This window comes from Pseudomonas sp. TYF_14 (genome assembly GCF_043105275.1).
Taxonomy (GTDB): Bacteria; Pseudomonadota; Gammaproteobacteria; order Pseudomonadales; family Pseudomonadaceae; genus Aquipseudomonas; species Aquipseudomonas alloputida.
In genome coordinates this window covers 17,035-35,942 of sequence record NZ_JBICLK010000016.1, presented here as the reverse complement: position 1 = coordinate 35,942, position 18,908 = coordinate 17,035, and the positions used below count along the sequence as shown (strand labels likewise).

The following is an 18,908-nucleotide window of genomic DNA, read 5'->3' as shown; positions in this document are numbered from 1 at the left end:
CTCCCACAGGGATCGCAAAAGCAGGCCGACTCGCTATCCCCTGTGGGAGCGGCCTTGCGTCGCGATGGGCCGCAAAGCGGCCCCAATCAGCCAAACCACAGGTCTCTCTGCTGCAACCGCCACCCGACCCACCCCAACGTCACCGCCCGCAACCCCATGAACCCAAGAAACGCCATCCACAACCCATGGTTGCCCAACCCGCTCATGGCCACTGCCACCGGCAGCGCAATCAACACCGAAACCAGCATTGCATTACGCATTTCCCGCGCCCGGGTCGCGCCGATGAACAAGCCATCCAGCAAGTAACTCCACACCGTGATCAGCGGCAGCAACGCCAGGTAGGGCAAATACGGATAAGCCGCCGCCCGCACACTGTCGATATCAGTCTGCAAGTCGATGAACAGGTGCCCACCCAGCAGGAACAGCCCGGCAAAGCCCAGGCTGGTGATCAGTGACCAACCACAAGCGACCACCAGCGAGCGGCGCAAGGTGTCGCGGTCACGGGCACCAATGGCATGGCCGCACAAGGCCTCCACCGCATGGGCCAGCCCATCCAGCGCATAGGCCGTCAGCAGCAGGCCGTTGAGCAGCAGGGCGTTGGCCGCCACCGTGGCCTCACCCAGACGCGCGCCCTGCACGGTAATCAGCAGGAACACCAGTTGCAGTGCCAGGCTCCGCAGGAAGATGTCGCGGTTCACCGCCAGCAGTGGCCTCCAGGCCTGCCAGCGCTTGAGCGCTGCCCACACGATCTGCCCCGGGTATGCCCGCAGAGCCGGGCGGGTCAGGGCCAGGCCGAGCAGGGCGGCACTCCATTCGGCAATTACCGACGCCCGCGCCGAGCCCAGTACACCCCAGTCCAGGCCCAGCACGAACCATAGGTTCAAGGCGATGTTCAGCAGGTTGGTGGTCAGCAGGATGGCCAGTGGAGCCCTGGCGTTCTGCGTGCCGAGGAACCAGCCGACCAGCGCGTAACTGGCCAGCGCCGCAGGCAGGCCAAGCAGGCGGGTATGGAAGAAGTCTTCGGTGGATTGCTGCAGGGCTGCGCTGGGTTGCATCGCATGGAGTGCCAGCTGGCTGAAGGGCAGGGCCAGCAGGCCGATCAACAGGGCGAAGCCGACCGCCAGCAGCAGCCCTTGCACCAGGACCTGGCGTAGCGCTGCACCGTCGCCACGGCCGGCGGCCTGAGCAGCGAAGCCGGTGGAACCCATACGCAGGAAGCCCATCAGGCCGACCATGAAGGTGAACAAGGTGGCGCCGACGGCTACGGCGCCCAGTTGGTGAGCGTGCGGGAGATGCCCGATGACCGTGCTGTCGACCAGCGCCACCAGCGGTACCGAAATGTTGGACAGGATCATCGGCGCGGCCAGCGCCCAGACCTTGCGGTGGGTGGGGCGGTGGCGCCAGTCGGCAGCGAGTTGGGGCATGTGCATTCCATGAGATTTTGGGGCCGCTGTGTGCCCCTTTAACGAATGGCCACAGTGTAACGACCAGGCAACCATTTAGCGCGACCATGGTCTGACCTGGCGCGCAACGCCGGGTGCTGCACCTGACGTTGAGCTATAGTTGCTGCCCTCACGTACACGCTGCCCAAGAGTTCCTATCTCATGTTCAACAAAGGATTGTTGCTGGCCTGCGCGCTGGCGTTGCTCAGTGCCTGTGACTCTTCCACGCCGGGTAAACCCGCACCGGTCGAGAAGTCTGTGGCACCCGCGCCCGCCGAAGCCTCCGCCCCCAAGCGTGAGGACCCGACCGTGCTCGCCAAGCGCTACGAGGGCCGCGAACTCACGGTGCTGGACGTATCGGAAGTGCAGCTCGATGGCGCGGCAACGCTGTCGATCAGCTTCTCCGTACCGCTGGATGCCAAGCAGGACTTCACCACCAAGGTGCACCTGGTAGACACCGTCAAAGGCAAGCTCGACGGTGCCTGGGAACTCTCCGACAACCAGATGGAGCTGCGCTTGCGCCACCTGGAGCCGCAGCGCAAGCTGGTGCTGACCGTCGACAAGGGGCTGCTGGCAGTCAACGGCAAGCAGTTGGACAGCGAGTCGATCACCCGCCTGGAAACCCGCGACATGCAGCCGACCATCGGCTTTGCCAGCCGCGGCTCTTTGCTGCCTACGCGCCTGGCCGAAGGCCTGCCGGTGATTGCCCTGAACGTCGACAAAGTGGATGTCGAGTTCTTCCGCATCAAGCCAGACATGCTCTCGACCTTCCTGGCCAACTGGGGACGCAACAGCAGCCTGTACTACTACCAGTCCAAGGAAACCCTGGACATGGCCGAGCTGGTCTACAGCGGCCGCTTCGATCTCAACCCGGCGCGCAACACGCGCGAGACCGTGTTGCTGCCGATTGCCGGCATCAAGCCGTTGCAGGCGCCAGGCGTGTACCTGGCAGTGATGCGCGCCTCGGGTACCTACGATTATTCTCAGCCGGCAACCCTGTTCACCCTTAGCGACATCGGCGTGTCGGCCCACCGCTACCGCGATCGCATCGACGTGTTTGCTCAAGCCCTGGAAGGCGGCAAGGCGCTTAGCGGCGTCAACCTGGAAATCCATGACGAGAAGGGCAAGCTGCTGGCCCAGGCCACCAGCGATGGCAAGGGGCATGCCCAGCTGCCGATCACGCCCAAGGCCGATACCCTGATCGCCACCCAGGGCGTGCATACCACGCTGCTGCGCCTGAACACCGCAGCCTTGGACCTGGCCGAATTCGACATTACCGGGCCTCAGGCCAACCCGCTGCAGTTCTTCATCTTCGGCCCGCGTGACCTGTACCGCCCGGGTGAGACGGTGCTGCTCAACGGCCTGCTGCGCGACCAGGACGGCAAGCCGGTCAAAGCCCAGCCGGTGAGCGTGGAAGTGCGTCGCCCGGATGAACAGGTGAGCCGCAAGTTCGTCTGGGAAGCCGACAGCAATGGCTTGTACCAATACCAGTTGCAACTGGCCACCGAGGCCCCGACCGGCCGTTGGCAACTGCTGCTCGACCTGGGTGGCGGGCGCAAGCAGGTCTATGAATTCCTCGTTGAAGACTTCCTGCCCGAGCGCCTGGCGCTGGAGCTCAAGGGCAGCAGCACACCGCTTTCGCCGGATGAAGATGCGCGTATCCAGGTCAATGGCCGTTACCTCTATGGTGCGCCGGCCGCCGGCAACCGCCTGAGCGGTCAGGCCTATGTACGCCCGCTGCGCGAAGCAGTACCGGCGTTGCCTGGCTACCAGTTCGGCTCTGTCACCGAAACCGATCTGAACCAGGACCTGGAACTGGACGAAGTCACCCTTGACCAGGCCGGCAAGGCGGTGGTCGATATCGAAAGCCGTTGGGCCGAAGCCCGCTCTCCGCTGCAACTGACCGTGCAGGCCAGCCTGCAGGAGTCGGGTGGCCGGCCGATCACCCGGCGCCTGGAGCAGCCTATCTGGCCGGCTGAGCGCCTGCCGGGCCTGCGAGGCCTGTTCGAAGGTGAGGAGACCGATAGCGACGGGCCCGTGGAATTCGAGTTCCTGGTGGCCGACCGCGACGGTAACAAACTGGCGGCCGACGCGCTCAAGGTGCGCCTTGTTCGCGAACGCCGCGATTACTACTGGAATTACTCGCAAAGCGACGGCTGGAGCTACGCCTACAACGAGAAGTTCCTGACCCAGAACGAAGAGACGATCAGCGTCAAGGCAGGTTCCACCGCCAAACTCAGCTTCCAGGTTGAGTGGGGCCCGTACCGCGTCGAGGTCGAAGACCCGCAGACCGGTCTGGTGTCCAGTGAGCGCTTCTGGGCCGGCTACCGTGCCCAGGACAACGCTGAGGGCGGCGCGGTGCGGCCGGACCAGGTCAAGCTGGCGCTGGACAAACCCTCCTACACCGATGGCGCTAATGCCAAGGTCACCGTCACCCCGCCCGCGGCGGGCAGCGGCTACCTGATGATCGAGTCCAGCGATGGCCCGCTGTGGTGGCAGGAGATCGATGTGCCCGCCGAGGGCAAGACCTTTGACGTGCAACTGGACAAGGCCTGGGCCCGTCACGACCTGTACATCAGCGCGTTGGTTATCCGCCCTGGTGAGCGCAAGGCCAATGCCACGCCCAAGCGCGCCGTGGGCGTGCTGCACCTGCCGCTGGACCGCGCCGAGCGCAAGCTTGCGCTGAGCCTGCAGGCGCCGGAGAAAATGCGCCCGAAACAGCCGTTGACAGTGAAGGTAAAGGCCGCCAACGCCGATGGCAGTGTGCCCAAGCAGGTGCATGTGTTGTTGTCGGCGGTTGACGTGGGCATCCTCAATATCACCGATTTCAAAACCCCCGACCCGTTCGCCAGCCTGTTCGGGCGCAAGGCCTATGGTGCCGATCAACTGGACATCTACGGCCAGTTGATCGAGGCCGGCCAAGGCCGCCTGGCCAGCTTGGCGTTCGGTGGTGATGCGGCGATGGCCAAGGGGGGCAAGCGACCCAACACTACGGTAACCATCGTCGCCCAGCAGAGCCTGCCGGTGACGCTGGACGACAAGGGTGAGGGCCAGGCCACGGTCGACATCCCCGACTTCAACGGCGAATTGCGGCTGATGGCGCAGGCCTGGACCGAAGAGCACTTCGGCATGGCCGAAGGCAAGACCGTGGTCGCCGCGCCGTTGATTGCCGAGCTTTCGGCCCCGCGCTTCCTGGCCGGTGGCGACCGTACCAGCCTGGCACTGGACCTGGCCAACCTGTCCGGCCGCGCCCAGCAACTGAGCGTCGAAATCACCACGGATGGGCAACTGAGCCTGGCGGCCAATGCCGTGCAGAGCGTTAACCTGGCCGAAGGGCAGCGCTCGACGCTGATGATTCCGGTGCAGGCCCAGGGGGGGCTGGGGCAGGGCAAGGTGCATGTCCGGGTGACGGGCCTGCAACTGCCGAACGAGCCGGTCAATGCGTTCGAACGTGAGTGGACGCTGGGCGTGCGCCCGGCCTACCCGGCAATGCTCAAGCACTACCGTGTGGCCTTGAAGGACCAGCCGTGGACTCTGCCCGAAGCAGACCTGGCCGCCTTCGAACCCGCAGGCCTGGAAGCCAGCCTGGCCTTGTCGAGCCGGCCGCCGCTGAACCTTGCCGAGCAGATTCGCGCGCTGCAAGCCTACCCCTACGGCTGCCTCGAACAGACCACCAGCGGCCTGTACCCCTCGCTGTACGCCGATGCCGACAGCCTCAAGCGCCTTGGCATCAAGGGCGAGCCGGCGGATGTGCGCAAACGCAAGATCGAAATGGGCATCGAGCACCTGCTGGGGATGCAGCGCTACAACGGCAGCTTTGGCCTGTGGAGTTCGGACAGCGAGGAAGAGTACTGGCTGACCGCCTATGTGACTGACTTCCTGCTGCGTGCCCGTGACCAAGGGTATGGCGTACCCGCCGAGGCATTGAAGAAGGCCAGTGAGCGCCTGCTGCGTTACCTGCAGGAACGCAACCTGATCGAAGTGGACTACAGCGAAAATGCCGACCACACGCGCTTTGCGGTGCAGGCCTACGCGGCGCTGGTGCTGTCGCGCAGCCAGCAGGCGCCGTTGGGTGCCCTGCGCGGGCTGTTCGAACGTCGCGCCGATGCCCGCTCCGGTCTGCCGCTGGTACAACTGGCAGTGGCGCTGGACAAAATGGGCGACAAACCGCGTGCCGAGCAAGCCTTGCAGGCGGGCCTGGGCATCAGCCGTGGCAAAGGCTGGCTGGCCGATTATGGCAGCGCCCTGCGTGACCAGGCACTGATCCTGGCGCTGCTGCAGGAAAGCAACCTGGCCAGCAGCCAGGTCGATCAGCGCCTGTTCGCCTTGTCCGATGAACTGGCGGCCAACCGTTGGCTGTCGACCCAAGAGCGCAATGCACTGTTCCTCGCCGGCCGTGGTCTGCTGGGCAAGCCGGAAGGCCAGTGGCAGGCACGCCTGGACAGCGCGGGTGAAGTGCGCGAGTTGAACAATGCCGAGGCCGGTATGAAGCTGGAAGGCCCGTTACTGGCCTCGCCTCTGAGCGTGCAGAATGAAGGCAACGAGACGCTGTACCAGCAACTGACCTTGTCCGGCTACCCACGACAGGCACCTGCTGCTGGCGGCAACGGACTGCAGATTCACAGAGAGTACCTGGGCATGAATGGCCAGCCGCTGGACCTGCACAACCTGCGCAGTGGCGACCTTGTGCTGGTGCACCTGGCGCTCAAAGCTGAGGACCGCGTGCCGGATGCGTTGGTGGTGGACCTGCTGCCGGCCGGCCTGGAGCTGGAAAACCAGAACCTGGCTCAAAGCGCCGCCAGCCTGGACAACGCCAGCAGTGCAGTGAAGGCGTGGCGCGAGTCGATGCAGAATGCCAGCGTGGTGCATCAGGAGTACCGTGATGACCGTTATGTTGCCGCGCTCAAGCTTGACGGCTATGGCACCACCCACCTGCTGTACCTGGCGCGAGCAGTGACCCCGGGCACCTACCGCGTGCCGCCGCCGCAGGTCGAGTCGATGTATCGGCCGAACCTGCAGGCCGTGGGCGATGGGCAAGGGGAGATGACGGTGAAAGCCCGCTAGAGGCCCGCTCTACGCGGACAATGTGGGAGCGGCCTTGCGTCGCGATCGGGCCGCAAAGCGGCCCCGACAATTCAAGCGGCGAAGCTGAAAGCCTGGGGCTGCTGTGCAGCCCTATCGCGACGCAAGGCCGCTCCCACAAAGACCGCGCAGATCAGTGGATCACCCAGCTCATCACCCACAGCCCCAGCACCAGCCAGATGATTCCGAGGATGATCGAGGCGCGCATGAATGCGCGGATTGCCGAGTACAGCAGCATCAGGCCGATGATCAGGGCCAGGATGCTCAGCAGCGAAGTGTCCATGCCCAAGGTGCGCGACAGGCCATCGATGAAGTTGCCACCGGCATTGGCCAGCAGGTTGAACAACCCGCTCAATGCGTCGACGATGAAGCGGATCAACGACCCCAGTGCCTGGCCCAGCCACTCGAAAAAACCTTCTACATGCATAGTTGCTTCCTGATGAAAAAATCGGCGAGGTTGTCGTCCCAAAGCCTTTGGCCATTACCTGGCCAGGTCGGTTCCCGATGCCAAGCTTAGCGCGACCACGGTGCCGTGCGGGCAGGTTGTTGCGTGCCACGCTGATCAGTCTGCTGGTGCTCGGCAGCCTGTTCTGGCTGGCTGATCGTATCTGGCCGTTGCCGCTGCCGGGTGATGACCTGGCCCGGGTAGTGCTGGCCGAAGACGGCACGCCCTTGTGGCGCTTTGCCGATGCTGATGGCGTGTGGCGCTACCCCGTAAGCCCTGAAGAGGTTTCGCCGCTTTACCTGCAGGCTTTGCTGACTTATGAGGACCGTTGGTTCTACAACCACCCAGGGGTCAACCCGCTGGCATTGGTCCGCGCGGCCTGGCTGAACCTGCGCGGCGGGCGTGTTGTGTCGGGCGGCAGCACATTGTCGATGCAGGTGGCACGGCTGCTCGACCCGCACGACCGTACCTTGGTCGGCAAACTGCGTCAGCTATGGCGCACCTTGCAGCTGGAATGGCACTTGTCCAAGCGCGACATCCTGCAGATCTACCTGAACCGCGCACCTTTCGGCGGCACGCTTCAGGGCGTGGCGGCAGCCAGCTGGGCGTACCTGGGCAAGTCGCCCCTGCACCTGACACCTGCCGAAGCGGCACTGCTGGCCGTGCTGCCCCAGGCACCCAGCCGGCTGCGCCCGGACCGCCACCCCGAGCGTGCCCAGCGTGCCCGGGACAAGGTGCTGCAGCGCCTGGCTGAGTACCAGGTATGGCCGGCCCAGCAAATTCGCGAGGCGGCCGAGGAGCCGCTGGTGTTGGCGCCACGCCAGGAGCCGGCCCTGGCGCCATTGTTGGCCCGGCGCCTGAACAGCGCTGACAGCCCGCCGCTGATCCGTACCACGCTTGACGCTGCGCTTCAGCGGCGCCTTGAAGACTTGCTGCTGGGCTGGCGCGCACGGCTGCCGGAGCGTACCTCGGCCGCCATTCTGGTGGTCGAAGCGCAGAGCATGGCGGTGCGCGCGTACCTGGGCTCGATAGATTTGTCTGATGAGCGCCGCTTTGGCCATGTCGATATGGTGCGCTCGCTACGTTCGCCCGGCTCCACCCTCAAACCGTTTCTTTACGGCATGGCACTGGACGATGGCCTGATCCATTCCGAATCGCTGTTGCAGGATGTTCCGCGACGCTATGGCGACTATCGCCCTGGCAACTTCTCCATGGGGTTCAGCGGACCGGTGTCGGCCAGCTCGGCGCTGGCCCTGTCGCTCAACCTGCCCGCCGTGCAATTGCTGGAGGCCTACGGCCCGAAACGCTTTGCCGCACAACTGCGCATGGCGGGCATGCCGTTGATACTGCCACCTCTTGCCGAGCCCAACCTGTCGTTGATCCTGGGCGGTGCCGGCAGCCGGCTGGAGGACCTGGTCGGCGGCTACGCGGCGCTGGCGCGGGGTGGCAACAGTGCGCAGGTGCGCTTGCAGCCACAGGCCCCCCTGGTGGAGCACCGGTTGCTGTCACCGGGGGCGGCGTGGATCATCCGGCGTATCCTCAGTGGCCAGGCGCGCCCGGACCGCGACCCGCACGCCGAATTGGTGCAGCGCCCGCTACTGGCCTGGAAAACCGGCACCAGCTACGGCTTTCGCGATGCCTGGTCGATTGGCGTGGGGCCGCGTTACCTGATCGGCGTATGGATTGGCCGCCCCGACGGTACACCGGTGCCTGGGCAGTTCGGCCTGGCCTCGGCGGCGCCGCTGATGTTGCAGGTGCACGATCTGTTGAGCAATCGCGACAGCCAACGCGGCATCAGCGTCCCGGTAGCGCCGGTACCTGCGAATATCGGCGTTGCGGCGATCTGTTGGCCGCTGGGCCAGCCGATGAGCAAGCAGGACACCAACTGTCGGCGTCAGCGCTTTGCATGGACCCTGGACGGCACCACGCCACCCACCTTGCAGGCAGCCGACCAGCCGCTGGGCCTGGGCTTGCGCGAAAAAGTGTGGGTCAACGAGCAGGGCTTGCGGGTCGATGGTAGCTGCCCGGGCGCCAAGGCGCGTGACATCGCCCTGTGGCCGGCACCGCTGGAGCCTTGGCTACCCCGTGTCGAGCGGCGCATGGCGCGTTTGCCGGCCATCGACCCGGCCTGCCCGCCGCAGGCGCCGGCCAGTGCACCACCGCTGTCGATTGTCGGCGTGCGCCCAGGCGACAATCTGCGCCGCCCGGCCACCAGCACTGAGCCGTTGCAATTGCAGGTCTCTGCCTTGGGGGGTGGTGGACGGCGCTGGTGGTTCCTCAACGGCCAGCCGTTGGGTGAAACCCAGGGGCAGGACAGCCTGTTGCTGCGTTTGCCACAGGTCGGGCAGGCCGAACTCAGCGCGCTGGACGAAAGCGGTCAGACGGCGCGGGTGGCGTTCCAGGTCAGTGAGTAGGTGTTCGACGACAGCCGGGCCAGCACCTACGCTTGCAAGTGACGGGTGTGACCGGCTGGTGCCCCGCAACCCATGGGAACATGGAGTGCCCTATGCGTCCTCTGGTCGTGCCCCTGATGTTGCTGCTTTGGGCACTTGCTGCCCACGCCGACCCGTTGCCGGGGTTTCTCGACAGCCATGAGTACGAGCGGCGTCTGCCCAGCGCCAACCTGCCGATGACGGACTACTCCCCTGTGAACCCCCGCATACGGCTGGCCGGGGCGGCTATCGACAACCCCGACTGGGCCCCGGCCAACACCCGGCTGGTACTGCATAAAGTGCGCTTCGAGGGCGGCACGGTGTTCCCCCTGGGCGACCTGCGCGAACACTATCAGCCGCTGATCGGGCGCGAAACCACGGTGGGTGAATTGCAGCAATACACCCAGCGCCTGACCCAACGCTACCGGCAGGAGGGCTACTTGCTGTCGTATGCCTACCTGCCTCCTCAGGATGTGGCCGATGGCAGGGTCAACGTGGTGCTGGTCGAAGGTTACGTACGTGATTACTGCGTGGACGGCGATATTGGGCCGGCCAGCGAGTATTTGCAGCAGCTGCTGGCGCGCATTGAGGCCGAGCGCCCACTGACCCGCGAAACGCTGGAACGCTATCTGGGCCTGGCTACGCGCATGCCAGGGGTTGTGGTAGAGGCCGAACTGGCAATGGCGCGGGCTGCCGATGGTGTCGCCCAGCTGACCGTGCATGCACGGCGCAAGCCGCTCAGCGCCGCTGTGACCGTGGCCGACTCCAGCCGTGATGCTGCACAGGCCCTGATCACCGTAGCCAGCAATGCCCAGACCCGCCATGGCGAACGCGTCACGGCCAGCTGGCTGCTGCCCCCTGGCAATGACCGGGTCTACTACCAGCGTCTCGATTACAGCCAGTACCTGGACGCCGCCGGTAGCCAACTGCTGCTGTCGGCGTCGCGCTACCGCAGCGAGCCCGGCACGCGCATACGTTTGAACGATGGCCGCGATATCACCCGCGAGCACGACAGTGAGCGCTATGCGATCGGCCTGCGTCAGCCGGTGGTTGTCAGGCCGAATGAGTGGCTGGCGGTGCAGGGGCACGTGTACTCGGTCAGTGAGCATGATGAAGACCGGATGGCCGAGCAGCCATCGTCTCGCAAGTACGACACCTATGTGCGGGCGCTCTCATTCGAAGGTGACTGGCGCAAGGTGGAGCAGGGGCGTTTGCGTATCGTCAGTGCCGGGGTCCATCAGGGGCTGGACTACCTGGGGGCACGCAGCGATGCTGACTACGATCTCGACTTCCTGCGCGTGCGGCTTTCCGGTTTGCAGAGCGACACCCTGTTGGAAAACGTGCAGGGGGTGGTGTCCGGGGCGTTGTACTGGAGTGATGATCGATTGCCCGACAGCGAGCGTGCGGGGTTTGGCGGGCAGCATTTCGGGCGCGGTTACCCGCGCGATCAGGCGGACGGTGACAAGGGCTGGGGTGTGGCTTACGAGCTCAACTACAGCGTGCGCAGTCGCTGGCTTGCGCGGGTTCAGCCCTATGCGGTGGTGGATACCGCTCAGGCCTGGCATAACCGGGGACCGGTGGAGGACGCCCATCTGGCTTCGGTGGCGCTGGGTGTGCGGTTAGGGGGTGGGCATGTGTTCAATGTGGCGCTGGAAGTGGCCAAGCCGTTGGCGGATGTGGCGCTGGATAGCCTGGACCGTGGGCCTCGGCTGTCGTTGAACCTGGCGATCCAGTTGTAGCAGGCAACTATGGGCTTGCAGGAGCAGCCTTTGCAGCACGAGGCCGCTCCAGATGGTAAGCCGAGCCTTCACTCAATGGGTCGTGAACCGCTGGTGCACGGGTGACGAGCTGGGGGTCAGCGCCAGAGCCAGCTGGGTGCGGTTGTGCATATGCGTCAAACGCAATACCTGAGACACATAGAGCTTCACGGTGTTTTCGGTAATGCCCAGTTCGCAGGCGATCTGGTAATTGGTCTTGCCCTTGCCTACCAGGCGCGCCACTTCCAGCTGGCGTGGAGACAGTTTCTCGAACGCTGCTGGCAGCTCGCTTTCGCTTTCTTCTGCATCACTGGCACGCCGGTGGGTGCCTTGGCCACGGGCTTTTTCCAGGTCCTGATACAGTTCGTCCACCGACTCGGCCAGTTCCTGCAAGCGCTGGTTCAGCCCACCCAGATCGCGGATGTTGCGCTGGCGCTCCAGCAAGGCCTCTTCCTGCCGGCGGACGCCTGCCAGCAGTTCATCAAGGTCCATCGGCTTCTGGTAGTAATCGGCAAACCCTTCGCGTATCGCCCGGATCAAGTCCTGTTTCTCGGCACGCCCTGTCAACATGATGGCTTCGAACGTGCGCTGGCTGCCGTTGATTTCCTTCAAGGCGCGCACCAGCTCGATGCCATCCCGATCGGGCATGTGCAGGTCACAGATGAGCAAGCCGATGGTCGGGTCTGCCACATAGTGCTCGATGGCTTCGTCGGTTGAGAGGGCTGTAACGCAGGCATAGCCCTTGGTTTGAAGGAATTCACTCAGCTGTTCGACAATGACCGGTTGGTCATCAACCACCAACACCTTTACTTCACTCACTGATCTGGACACGATCAACTCCCTGTTCTTATACGGCCCTGCTCCCGTGCCAGACGCTCTGGCAGCTTAAAAGTAGTCGCACTCAGCGAATATGTACAAGGTCTGTACAAGTCATCGGACCACTGGAAGGGTTATTGGATCCATACGGCCGTTAGAAGAAAACCTGATAACACATAGGGGACGAACGCCTGCTTGTCGCCCATTTCTTCGGTTAGGGCCTGCAAACGCTTCTTTACCTTGGGGTTGAGCAGCGTCCACAGGCGGCGGCGGGTCAGTAGCCAGACCAGTACAGTGACACCCGCGCCAATGAAGGTGCCGAGCACATATTGCGGGCTGGTGGCCAGGGCCAGGGCGCCCATCAGCTTGACGTCGTCGGCGCCGAAGCGGCCGAGCATGTAGCCTGGCAGGGTCAGCAGCATGACGATGGCCAGCGCCCAACCGGCCTCGCTGGCTTCGGCGCCTATCCAGCTGTGACCGGTGCTGAACAGCCAGGCCAGGGCGCAGCCAGCCGCCCCCAGGGTCAGCACGTTGGAGATCTGGCGTTGACGCACATCCTGTTCGGAGCACAAGGCAAGCCACAGCAGGAGAACAATGCTTTGCATTGGCAGGTCGCCTTTCCCAAATGTTGAACACTTCTACCCGGTCAGTCAGGTTTCCTTAAAAGAAGATAGACGGGAACGTGCGGGGGAGTGCGGTTGGCATCGGAAAAAAGGCGTGCGTGGAATGGATTTTGTCGTAGCTGACACAGGCCAGGCCGGTGACGCAGTCGTACTCGGAGTCGCCATCTATGTAGGCGTGGGGTCACCCGCGAACATCCGCGAAGCCGGTGCCATGCACCGGGCCAATTGCTTCGCGGGTAAACCCGCTCCCGCCGGGCCACGGTGCATGCAAAAGCCGCGTTCCAACGCTATTTTTTGCTGCCCGGTGGGTAGTTGCCCAGCACCTTGGCCACGGTATTGCGGATTGCGCTGTTGCGTTCTTCCGGGCTTGGCGGGTAGTTGTTCATGATCTGCTCGGCACTGCCGCGCCATACCAGCTTGCCGTCACGCCCATCGAACATGTCGACCTGGATGGTGGCGACCTTGTAGTCGACACTGCGGGTTTCGTTGTACATCGGGCCACCCCAGTAGCCGCCCCAGTAGCCACCCCAGCCACCGCCGTAGTTGGTGGTGATCTGTTGTTGGCGCTGCTCCACGATCAGGTATGTGCGTACTGCCAGGTCGGGCCGCGCTCCGCCTTGTACCGGGCGCAGGCCGCGCTGGTCGAGTTGGTCTGCCACCGCCTGGCGAATGCGCTGCTCGGTGAGGTCGCTCTTGATCCGCGGGTCATCCGGGCGGTACTGCAGGCCTGGCTCCTGCCATGCCCAGCTGCGGTAGGCGGCAAAATCGCGGCTGGCATCGAAATCCTGCTGGACGTTATTGCTCGAGCAGGCAGCGAGCAATAACGCGAATGACAGTAGAACGAGACGGCGCAACATGATGGTTCTCCGTTAGCTATTAACTGGGAGGATAGCCGCTGAGTGCCTTGTGCACAGAATCGCGCAAGGCACTTTCGCGTTCGCGGGGCGAGTCCTTGTTGCTGCTGCTTTCGGCGCTGGCGCTCCAGACCGGCTGGCCGCTGCGGGCGTCGTACAGGTCGATGCGCACCACCAGGACTTCGACCTCGTAGGTACGCACGATGGGCACGCTGGCATAGCCTCCATAACCGTGGCGGTAGCCGCCATAGCCGACCCCCCCATAGGGATACGGCCCGTAGTAGGGGTCGTAGGTGTCGTAGTCACGCACTTGGCGCAAGCGTTTTTCCAGGCGCATATCGGCGCTCACCAGCAAGTCGCCAGGGCCTGTGCGAGCGGGGCGCAGGCCATGCTGGTCGAGCGCACCGCTGACGGCATCGGCCAGTTGCGCCGGGTCGGCATCGACAGCGCCGCTGGGCAACTGGCCGTTGCGCCAGCTCCAGCTGCGGTAGTGCCCATAATCACGAGCGGGCGCAGGGTATGCACTGGCGTCGAAGGTGGTGGCCGCCTGGGCAGGGGCTGGTGGTAACGGGCGGCTGCTGGCCACATAAGGGTTGCTGCCCTGGCAGCCAGCCAGGGCAATGGGCAGCAGGGCCAGGCACAACAGACGGTACGGCATGTGTTCCTCCTGGCGCGGCGGATTAGCGGGGGCGGCAAACCCAGTGCAGGTAGCGGCCAAGCCCGGCGAAGGTGGGGTGGCGACGGTGGGCCAGTTCCATTTCCAACAGGTCGAGCAGCTCGGCCTTGCCCTGGAATTCCTTGGGCATATAGTCGTGAAACACCCGCACGCCGCTTTCGCTTTCAACCTGCCACATAGGCTCAAGTTGCGCCTTGAGTTCGCGTGGATCAAGCGGTTTCTGTGGGGTCAGGCTCTGCTTTTCACCCTCCAGCCGGTTGCTGCGCAACTTGCGGAAATGGCCCTTGAGCAGGTTGCGATAGACCAGTGCGTCGCGGTTGTAGAAGGCCAGCGATAACCAACCGCCGGGGGCCGTGAGCTGGTGCAGCACCGGCAGGATGCTCTCGGGTTCGGCCAGCCATTCGAGCACGGCGTGGCAGAGCACCAGGTCGTAGCGCTCGGTCAGCTGGCCGAGCAGGTCTTGCCAGGGCGCCTGGATGAAGGTCGCGGTCTGGCCGGCTTCGGCAAAGCGCGCCCTGGCGCCGTCGAGCATGGGCGCCGCGGGTTCGGCCAGGGTCAGCTGGTGGCCGCGCTCTGCCAGCCACAAGGCCATGTGGCCCAACCCGGCGCCGATGTCGAGGATGCGTAGCGGGCGGTCGGGTAGCGCTTCGGCCAGGTCTGCCTGCAGCACGGCCAGGCGGATCGCACCCTTGGCGCCGCCATAGATCTTTTCGGCAAAGCGAGTGGCCAGCTCATCGAAATGACGGTCGTTCATCGGGCGAAGCGCCTCTCGCTGTCGGCCAGCTTGGCACGCACCACTTGGTCCATGTCCAGACCCAGTTCGCTGCACAGCAGCAACAGGTAGAGCACCACGTCACCGATTTCCTGGCCGGCGTGGGCCAGTTTGTCGGCAGGCAGCTGGCGCGATTCGTCCTCGCTCAGCCACTGGAAGATTTCTACCAGTTCGGCCATTTCGACGCTGGCGGCCATGGCCAGGTTCTTCGGGCTGTGGAAGCCGCGCCAGTCATTGGTATCGCGGATCTGATGCAGGCGTTGGGTGAGTTCTTGCAGGTTCATCGGGGGTCTCCTATTGCTGCATAGCTTCTGCCCAGGCCCGATGCAAAGCAAGCGTATACCGCCAGGACAGGCCCGGCCCTACAGGCACTCCCAACGGCCGACCATATGCAGCACGTCCCCGTGCCCGTCCAGGCGCAGTTGGCCCGAAGGGCCCGCTTCACTGGCACTGAGCACCACCTCTGAAGGCAACCTGACCGGCTTGCGGAAGTCCACCTCAAAGGCAAAGCCACTGTGCGGCAAGTGCCCGCGCAACGCGGCCAAGGCCATGGCCTTGGTCCACATGCCATGGGCAATGGCCGTTGGAAAGCCGAACAACCGCGCACTGACAGCACTGAGGTGGATAGGGTTGTAATCCCCGCACACCTTGGCATATCGCCGGCCGATATCACTGTCGGCATACCAGCGGGTGGCCTCGGGCAATGGATCAGGCTCAGGGTCGGCGGGCTCACTTGCCTCGCCTTCCAGGGCCAAGCCACGCACCAACATGCGGCTGGTCTCGCGCCAGAGCAGGCCGATGCCATCTTCAGCCTCGGTGACCAGGTCGAAGGTGCCACCTTTGGCATGGCGCTGCAGGTTGTGCGCGTACACCGCAAAACGCAGCCCTTCGACAGCACCCAGGGGGCGCAGCACTTCGATGCGGTTGTGCAGGTGTACCAGGCCAAGCAGCGGGAAGGGGAAATCATCGGCCGTCATCAGCTGCAATTGCAGGGCGAACGCCATCACATGTGGATAGGTCCCCGGCAGGCGGCCATCATCGGGAAAGTGGCAAAGCCTTCGATAGGCACCCAGATTGCCCGGTTGGACCCGCATGAAACAGCGCAGGCCATCGTCCGGCAGCCGTTCGCCGCTGATGGAGCGTTTGCTGGCTGCGCGCAGGTACAGGCTGGCGCGGGCGGCAGGGTTGTGCAGGTCGTGCCATTGTCGGCTCATGTTCAAGCCCCCATCAGTGCCTGGCCGCACACCCGCAGCACCTGGCCGTTGACCGACCCGGAGCCTGGCTGGCTGAGCCACGCAATGGCTTCGGCGACATCCTGCGGGCTCCCCCCCTGGCCCAGTGAACTCAGGCGCCGGCCCGCCTCGCGCAGGCCCATGGGCATGGCTGCAGTCATGTGGGTTTCGATGAAACCGGGAGCGATGGCGTTGATGCTGCCACCGCGCTCGGCGAGCCGTGGCGCCCAGGCCTGGGCCAAACCGATCAGCCCGGCCTTGCTCGCGGCATAGTTGGCCTGCCCGCGGTTGCCGGCAATGCCGCTGACCGAGGCCAGCAGGGTGATGCGCGCGTTTTCCCCCAGCGCACCGTTGTCATACAACGCCTGGGTGAGCACTTGCGGTGCCTTGAGGTTCACGGCCAGCACGGCGTCCCAGTATTCCGGCGTCATGTTGACCAGCGTCTTGTCGCGGGTGATACCGGCGTTGTGCACCACGATATCGATGCCGTCGGGCAGGGCCGCGAGCAGTTGCGTTGCCGCATCGCTCGCGCATATGTCCAGTGGCAGTGCCTTGCCGCCGAGGCGTGCAGCGAGGGCGTCGAGGTCCTGGCTGGCCTGCGGTACATCCAGCAGCAGTACATCGGCGCCGTCCCGTGCCAAGGTTTCCGCAATGGCGGCGCCGATACCGCGCGCAGCCCCCGTGACCAGCGCACGGCGGCCGCCGAGTGGGCGGGTCCAGTCCTCCACCTGGCTGGTGCAGGCTTGCAGGCGCAGTACCTGGCCAGAGATGAAGGCACTCTTTGGCGAGAGGAAGAAGCGCAGGGCGCCTTCCAGCTGATCTTCGGCACCGGGGGCGACATACAGCAGCTGGGCAGTCGCGCCATTGCGCAGTTCCTTGGCCAGTGAGCGGCTGAAGCCCTCAAGGGCACGCTGTGCAACGCTGGCCAGTGGGTCGTCGAGGCCTTCCGGTGCACGGCCCAGCACCAGTACATGGGCGCATGGGGCCAGGCTGCGTAACAGCGGCTGGAAAAATTCACGCAACTGCTTCAGTGCATCGCTGTCGGACAAGTGACTGGCATCGAATACCACGGCCTTGATTTTCGGCCCCAGGCCGGCCACCCAGGCTTCAGCCTGCAGGTTGTCGGCATTGAAGCTGTATACCTCGTCCGTGAGGCGCGGGGCGATGGCTTCGACCTGCTTCGCCAGTGGCCCGCCACCCAGTACCAGGGCACCTTCCACCGGCCGCAGGCGGCCAGCCTGCCAGCGCTCCAGTGGCGCCGGGCGTGGCAGGCCAAGGGCATCCACGAGGCGGCGGCCGAGATTGGAGTTGGCAAAACCGAGGTAGCGATCGCTCATGAGGGGTCTCCCGAAAGGCAAGCTTGAAAGTGTGGACCAACTTTGCGGCAGGGTCGTTCGAATGCGGTAAAAACACCTAGGCTGTACCGAACAAATTGTTTCAGGAGGAACACGCGCATGCGTTCAACTCGCCGGGTCGCGATCCTGGGCGGCAACCGGATCCCTTTCGCCCGCTCCAATGGCGCCTACGCTACGGCCAGCAACCAGGCGATGCTCACGGCCGCGCTTGAAGGCTTGATCGAACGCTATCGCCTGCACGGGCTGCGGTTGGGCGAGGTGGTGGCCGGTGCCGTGCTCAAGCACTCGCGCGACATGAACCTGACCCGCGAGTGCGTGTTGGGTTCGCGCCTGTCACCGCAGACCCCGGCCTATGACATCCAGCAGGCCTGCGGTACCGGGCTGGAGGCTGCACTGCTGGTGGCCAACAAGATTGCCCTGGGGCAGATCGACTGCGGTATTGCCGGCGGTGTCGATAGCACCTCCGATGCGCCGATCGCCGTCAACGAAGGCTTGCGCCATATATTGCTGCAGGCCAACCGTGGCAAAAGCCTTGGCGAACGGTTAAAGCCCTTCCTCAAGCTGCGGCCTCATCACCTGAAACCCGAGCTGCCACGCAATAGCGAGCCGCGTACGGGGTTGTCGATGGGCGAGCATTGCGAGCGCATGGCCCACACCTGGCGCGTTGGCCGCGCCGAGCAGGACGAATTGGCGCTGCTTAGCCACCAGAAGCTGGCTGCGGCCTATGCCGAGGGTTGGCAGGACGACCTGTTGACGCCGTTTCTTTCGCTGGCACGGGACAACAACCTGCGCCCCGACCTGAGTCTTGAACAGTTGGCCAGACTCAAACCAGCCTTTGACCGCAGCGGGCAGGGCACGTTGACGGCGGGTAATTCCACGCCGTTGACCGATGGTGCTTCGCTGGTGCTGTTGGGCAGCGAGGCGTGGGCGCAGCAGCAGGGGTTGCAGGTGCTTGCCTATCTGGTCGATGGCGAAACCGCTGCGGTGGATTTTGTCACGGGGCGCGAAGGGTTGTTGATGGCGCCGGTGTATGCCGTGCCGCGCTTGCTGGCACGCAATGGCCTGACGCTGCAGGACTTTGACTACTACGAAATCCACGAAGCCTTTGCTGCCCAGGTGCTGTGCACGCTCAAGGCCTGGGAAGATGCCGATTACTGCCGTGAGCGGTTGGGCCTGGAGGCGCCGCTGGGCGCGATCGACCGCAGCAAACTCAATGTGAAGGGCAGTTCGCTGGCGGCCGGGCACCCGTTTGCGGCAACCGGTGGGCGGATATTGGCCCACCTGGCCAAGCTGCTGGCGACGGCGGGTAAGGGGCGCGGGCTGATTTCGATCTGTGCGGCAGGCGGGCAGGGGGTGACCGTTATCGTCGAGCGCTGAAGCACCTCGAGGGTAACTGCAGAGGCGGTGAGTGCCTCGATCATG

The 18,908-nt window shown here is 64.5% G+C and carries 14 protein-coding genes; 4 read left to right on the top strand and 10 right to left on the bottom strand.

What is annotated here, in order from left to right; translation table 11 throughout:
• Window positions 1–86 precede the first annotated feature (86 nt).
• Window positions 87–1,424, bottom strand: coding sequence for an MATE family efflux transporter (locus ACF8O8_RS04545; RefSeq protein WP_392509309.1), 1,338 nt, complete (start codon window positions 1,422–1,424; stop codon window positions 87–89).
• A gap of 180 nt (window positions 1,425–1,604) precedes the next feature.
• Between ACF8O8_RS04545 and ACF8O8_RS04540 the strand changes: the two genes are divergently transcribed.
• Complete coding sequence (locus tag ACF8O8_RS04540) at window positions 1,605–6,506, top strand: alpha-2-macroglobulin (RefSeq protein ID WP_392509308.1); 4,902 nt, start codon at window positions 1,605–1,607, stop codon at window positions 6,504–6,506.
• Window positions 6,507–6,657: 151 nt separating this feature from the next.
• On the opposite strand, the gene ACF8O8_RS04535 is transcribed toward ACF8O8_RS04540, so the two are convergent.
• Window positions 6,658–6,951 (bottom strand): hypothetical protein, encoded by a 294-nt coding sequence (locus ACF8O8_RS04535; protein WP_004577004.1) that lies wholly within the window; start codon window positions 6,949–6,951, stop codon window positions 6,658–6,660.
• Window positions 6,952–7,028: 77 nt separating this feature from the next.
• On the opposite strand from ACF8O8_RS04535, the gene pbpC reads away from it, so the two are divergent.
• Entirely contained in the window at window positions 7,029–9,383 is a 2,355-nt protein-coding gene (gene pbpC, locus ACF8O8_RS04530; protein WP_054889225.1) for a peptidoglycan glycosyltransferase PbpC, read from the top strand.
• A 92-nt stretch (window positions 9,384–9,475) separates the two neighbouring features.
• Window positions 9,476–11,140: a ShlB/FhaC/HecB family hemolysin secretion/activation protein gene (locus ACF8O8_RS04525; RefSeq protein WP_392509307.1), complete on the top strand. Its 1,665-nt coding sequence runs from the start codon at window positions 9,476–9,478 to the stop codon at window positions 11,138–11,140.
• 72 nt (window positions 11,141–11,212) lie between these two features.
• On the opposite strand, the gene ACF8O8_RS04520 is transcribed toward ACF8O8_RS04525, so the two are convergent.
• The 8 genes from ACF8O8_RS04520 to ACF8O8_RS04485 all read right to left on the bottom strand — a co-directional run bounded on the left by ACF8O8_RS04520 (window position 11,213) and on the right by ACF8O8_RS04485 (window position 17,468).
• The gene (locus tag ACF8O8_RS04520) at window positions 11,213–11,989 is read right to left on the bottom strand and encodes a response regulator (RefSeq protein ID WP_392509306.1); all 777 of its coding nucleotides are present in this window, start codon (window positions 11,987–11,989) and stop codon (window positions 11,213–11,215) included.
• Window positions 11,990–12,108: 119 nt separating this feature from the next.
• Window positions 12,109–12,579 (bottom strand): prepilin peptidase, encoded by a 471-nt coding sequence (locus tag ACF8O8_RS04515; RefSeq protein WP_010951848.1) that lies wholly within the window; start codon window positions 12,577–12,579, stop codon window positions 12,109–12,111.
• A 305-nt stretch (window positions 12,580–12,884) separates the two neighbouring features.
• A complete protein-coding gene (locus ACF8O8_RS04510; protein ID WP_180688901.1) occupies window positions 12,885–13,454 on the bottom strand; it encodes a DUF4136 domain-containing protein in 570 nt (189 codons plus the stop codon).
• A gap of 19 nt (window positions 13,455–13,473) precedes the next feature.
• Window positions 13,474–14,109, bottom strand: coding sequence for a DUF4136 domain-containing protein (locus tag ACF8O8_RS04505; RefSeq protein WP_003255302.1), 636 nt, complete (start codon window positions 14,107–14,109; stop codon window positions 13,474–13,476).
• Between the two features lie 22 nt (window positions 14,110–14,131).
• On the bottom strand, window positions 14,132–14,881 hold the full coding sequence (locus ACF8O8_RS04500) for a methyltransferase domain-containing protein (protein WP_012051096.1): 750 nt from the start codon (window positions 14,879–14,881) through the stop codon (window positions 14,132–14,134).
• Window positions 14,878–15,183: a MazG-like family protein gene (locus ACF8O8_RS04495; protein ID WP_003255298.1), complete on the bottom strand. Its 306-nt coding sequence runs from the start codon at window positions 15,181–15,183 to the stop codon at window positions 14,878–14,880. The genes ACF8O8_RS04500 and ACF8O8_RS04495 overlap by 4 nt, the downstream gene beginning before the upstream one ends.
• A gap of 78 nt (window positions 15,184–15,261) precedes the next feature.
• Window positions 15,262–16,113 carry a MaoC family dehydratase gene (locus ACF8O8_RS04490; RefSeq protein WP_392509305.1) on the bottom strand — a complete coding sequence of 284 codons (852 nt, stop codon included), beginning with the start codon at window positions 16,111–16,113 and terminating at the stop codon, window positions 15,262–15,264.
• A gap of 2 nt (window positions 16,114–16,115) precedes the next feature.
• Window positions 16,116–17,468 (bottom strand): 3-oxoacyl-ACP reductase, encoded by a 1,353-nt coding sequence (locus ACF8O8_RS04485; protein ID WP_392509304.1) that lies wholly within the window; start codon window positions 17,466–17,468, stop codon window positions 16,116–16,118.
• Between the two features lie 117 nt (window positions 17,469–17,585).
• Between ACF8O8_RS04485 and ACF8O8_RS04480 the strand changes: the two genes are divergently transcribed.
• Window positions 17,586–18,863, top strand: coding sequence for an acetyl-CoA C-acetyltransferase (locus ACF8O8_RS04480; RefSeq protein ID WP_014755214.1), 1,278 nt, complete (start codon window positions 17,586–17,588; stop codon window positions 18,861–18,863).
• Window positions 18,864–18,908: the final 45 nt, after the last annotated feature.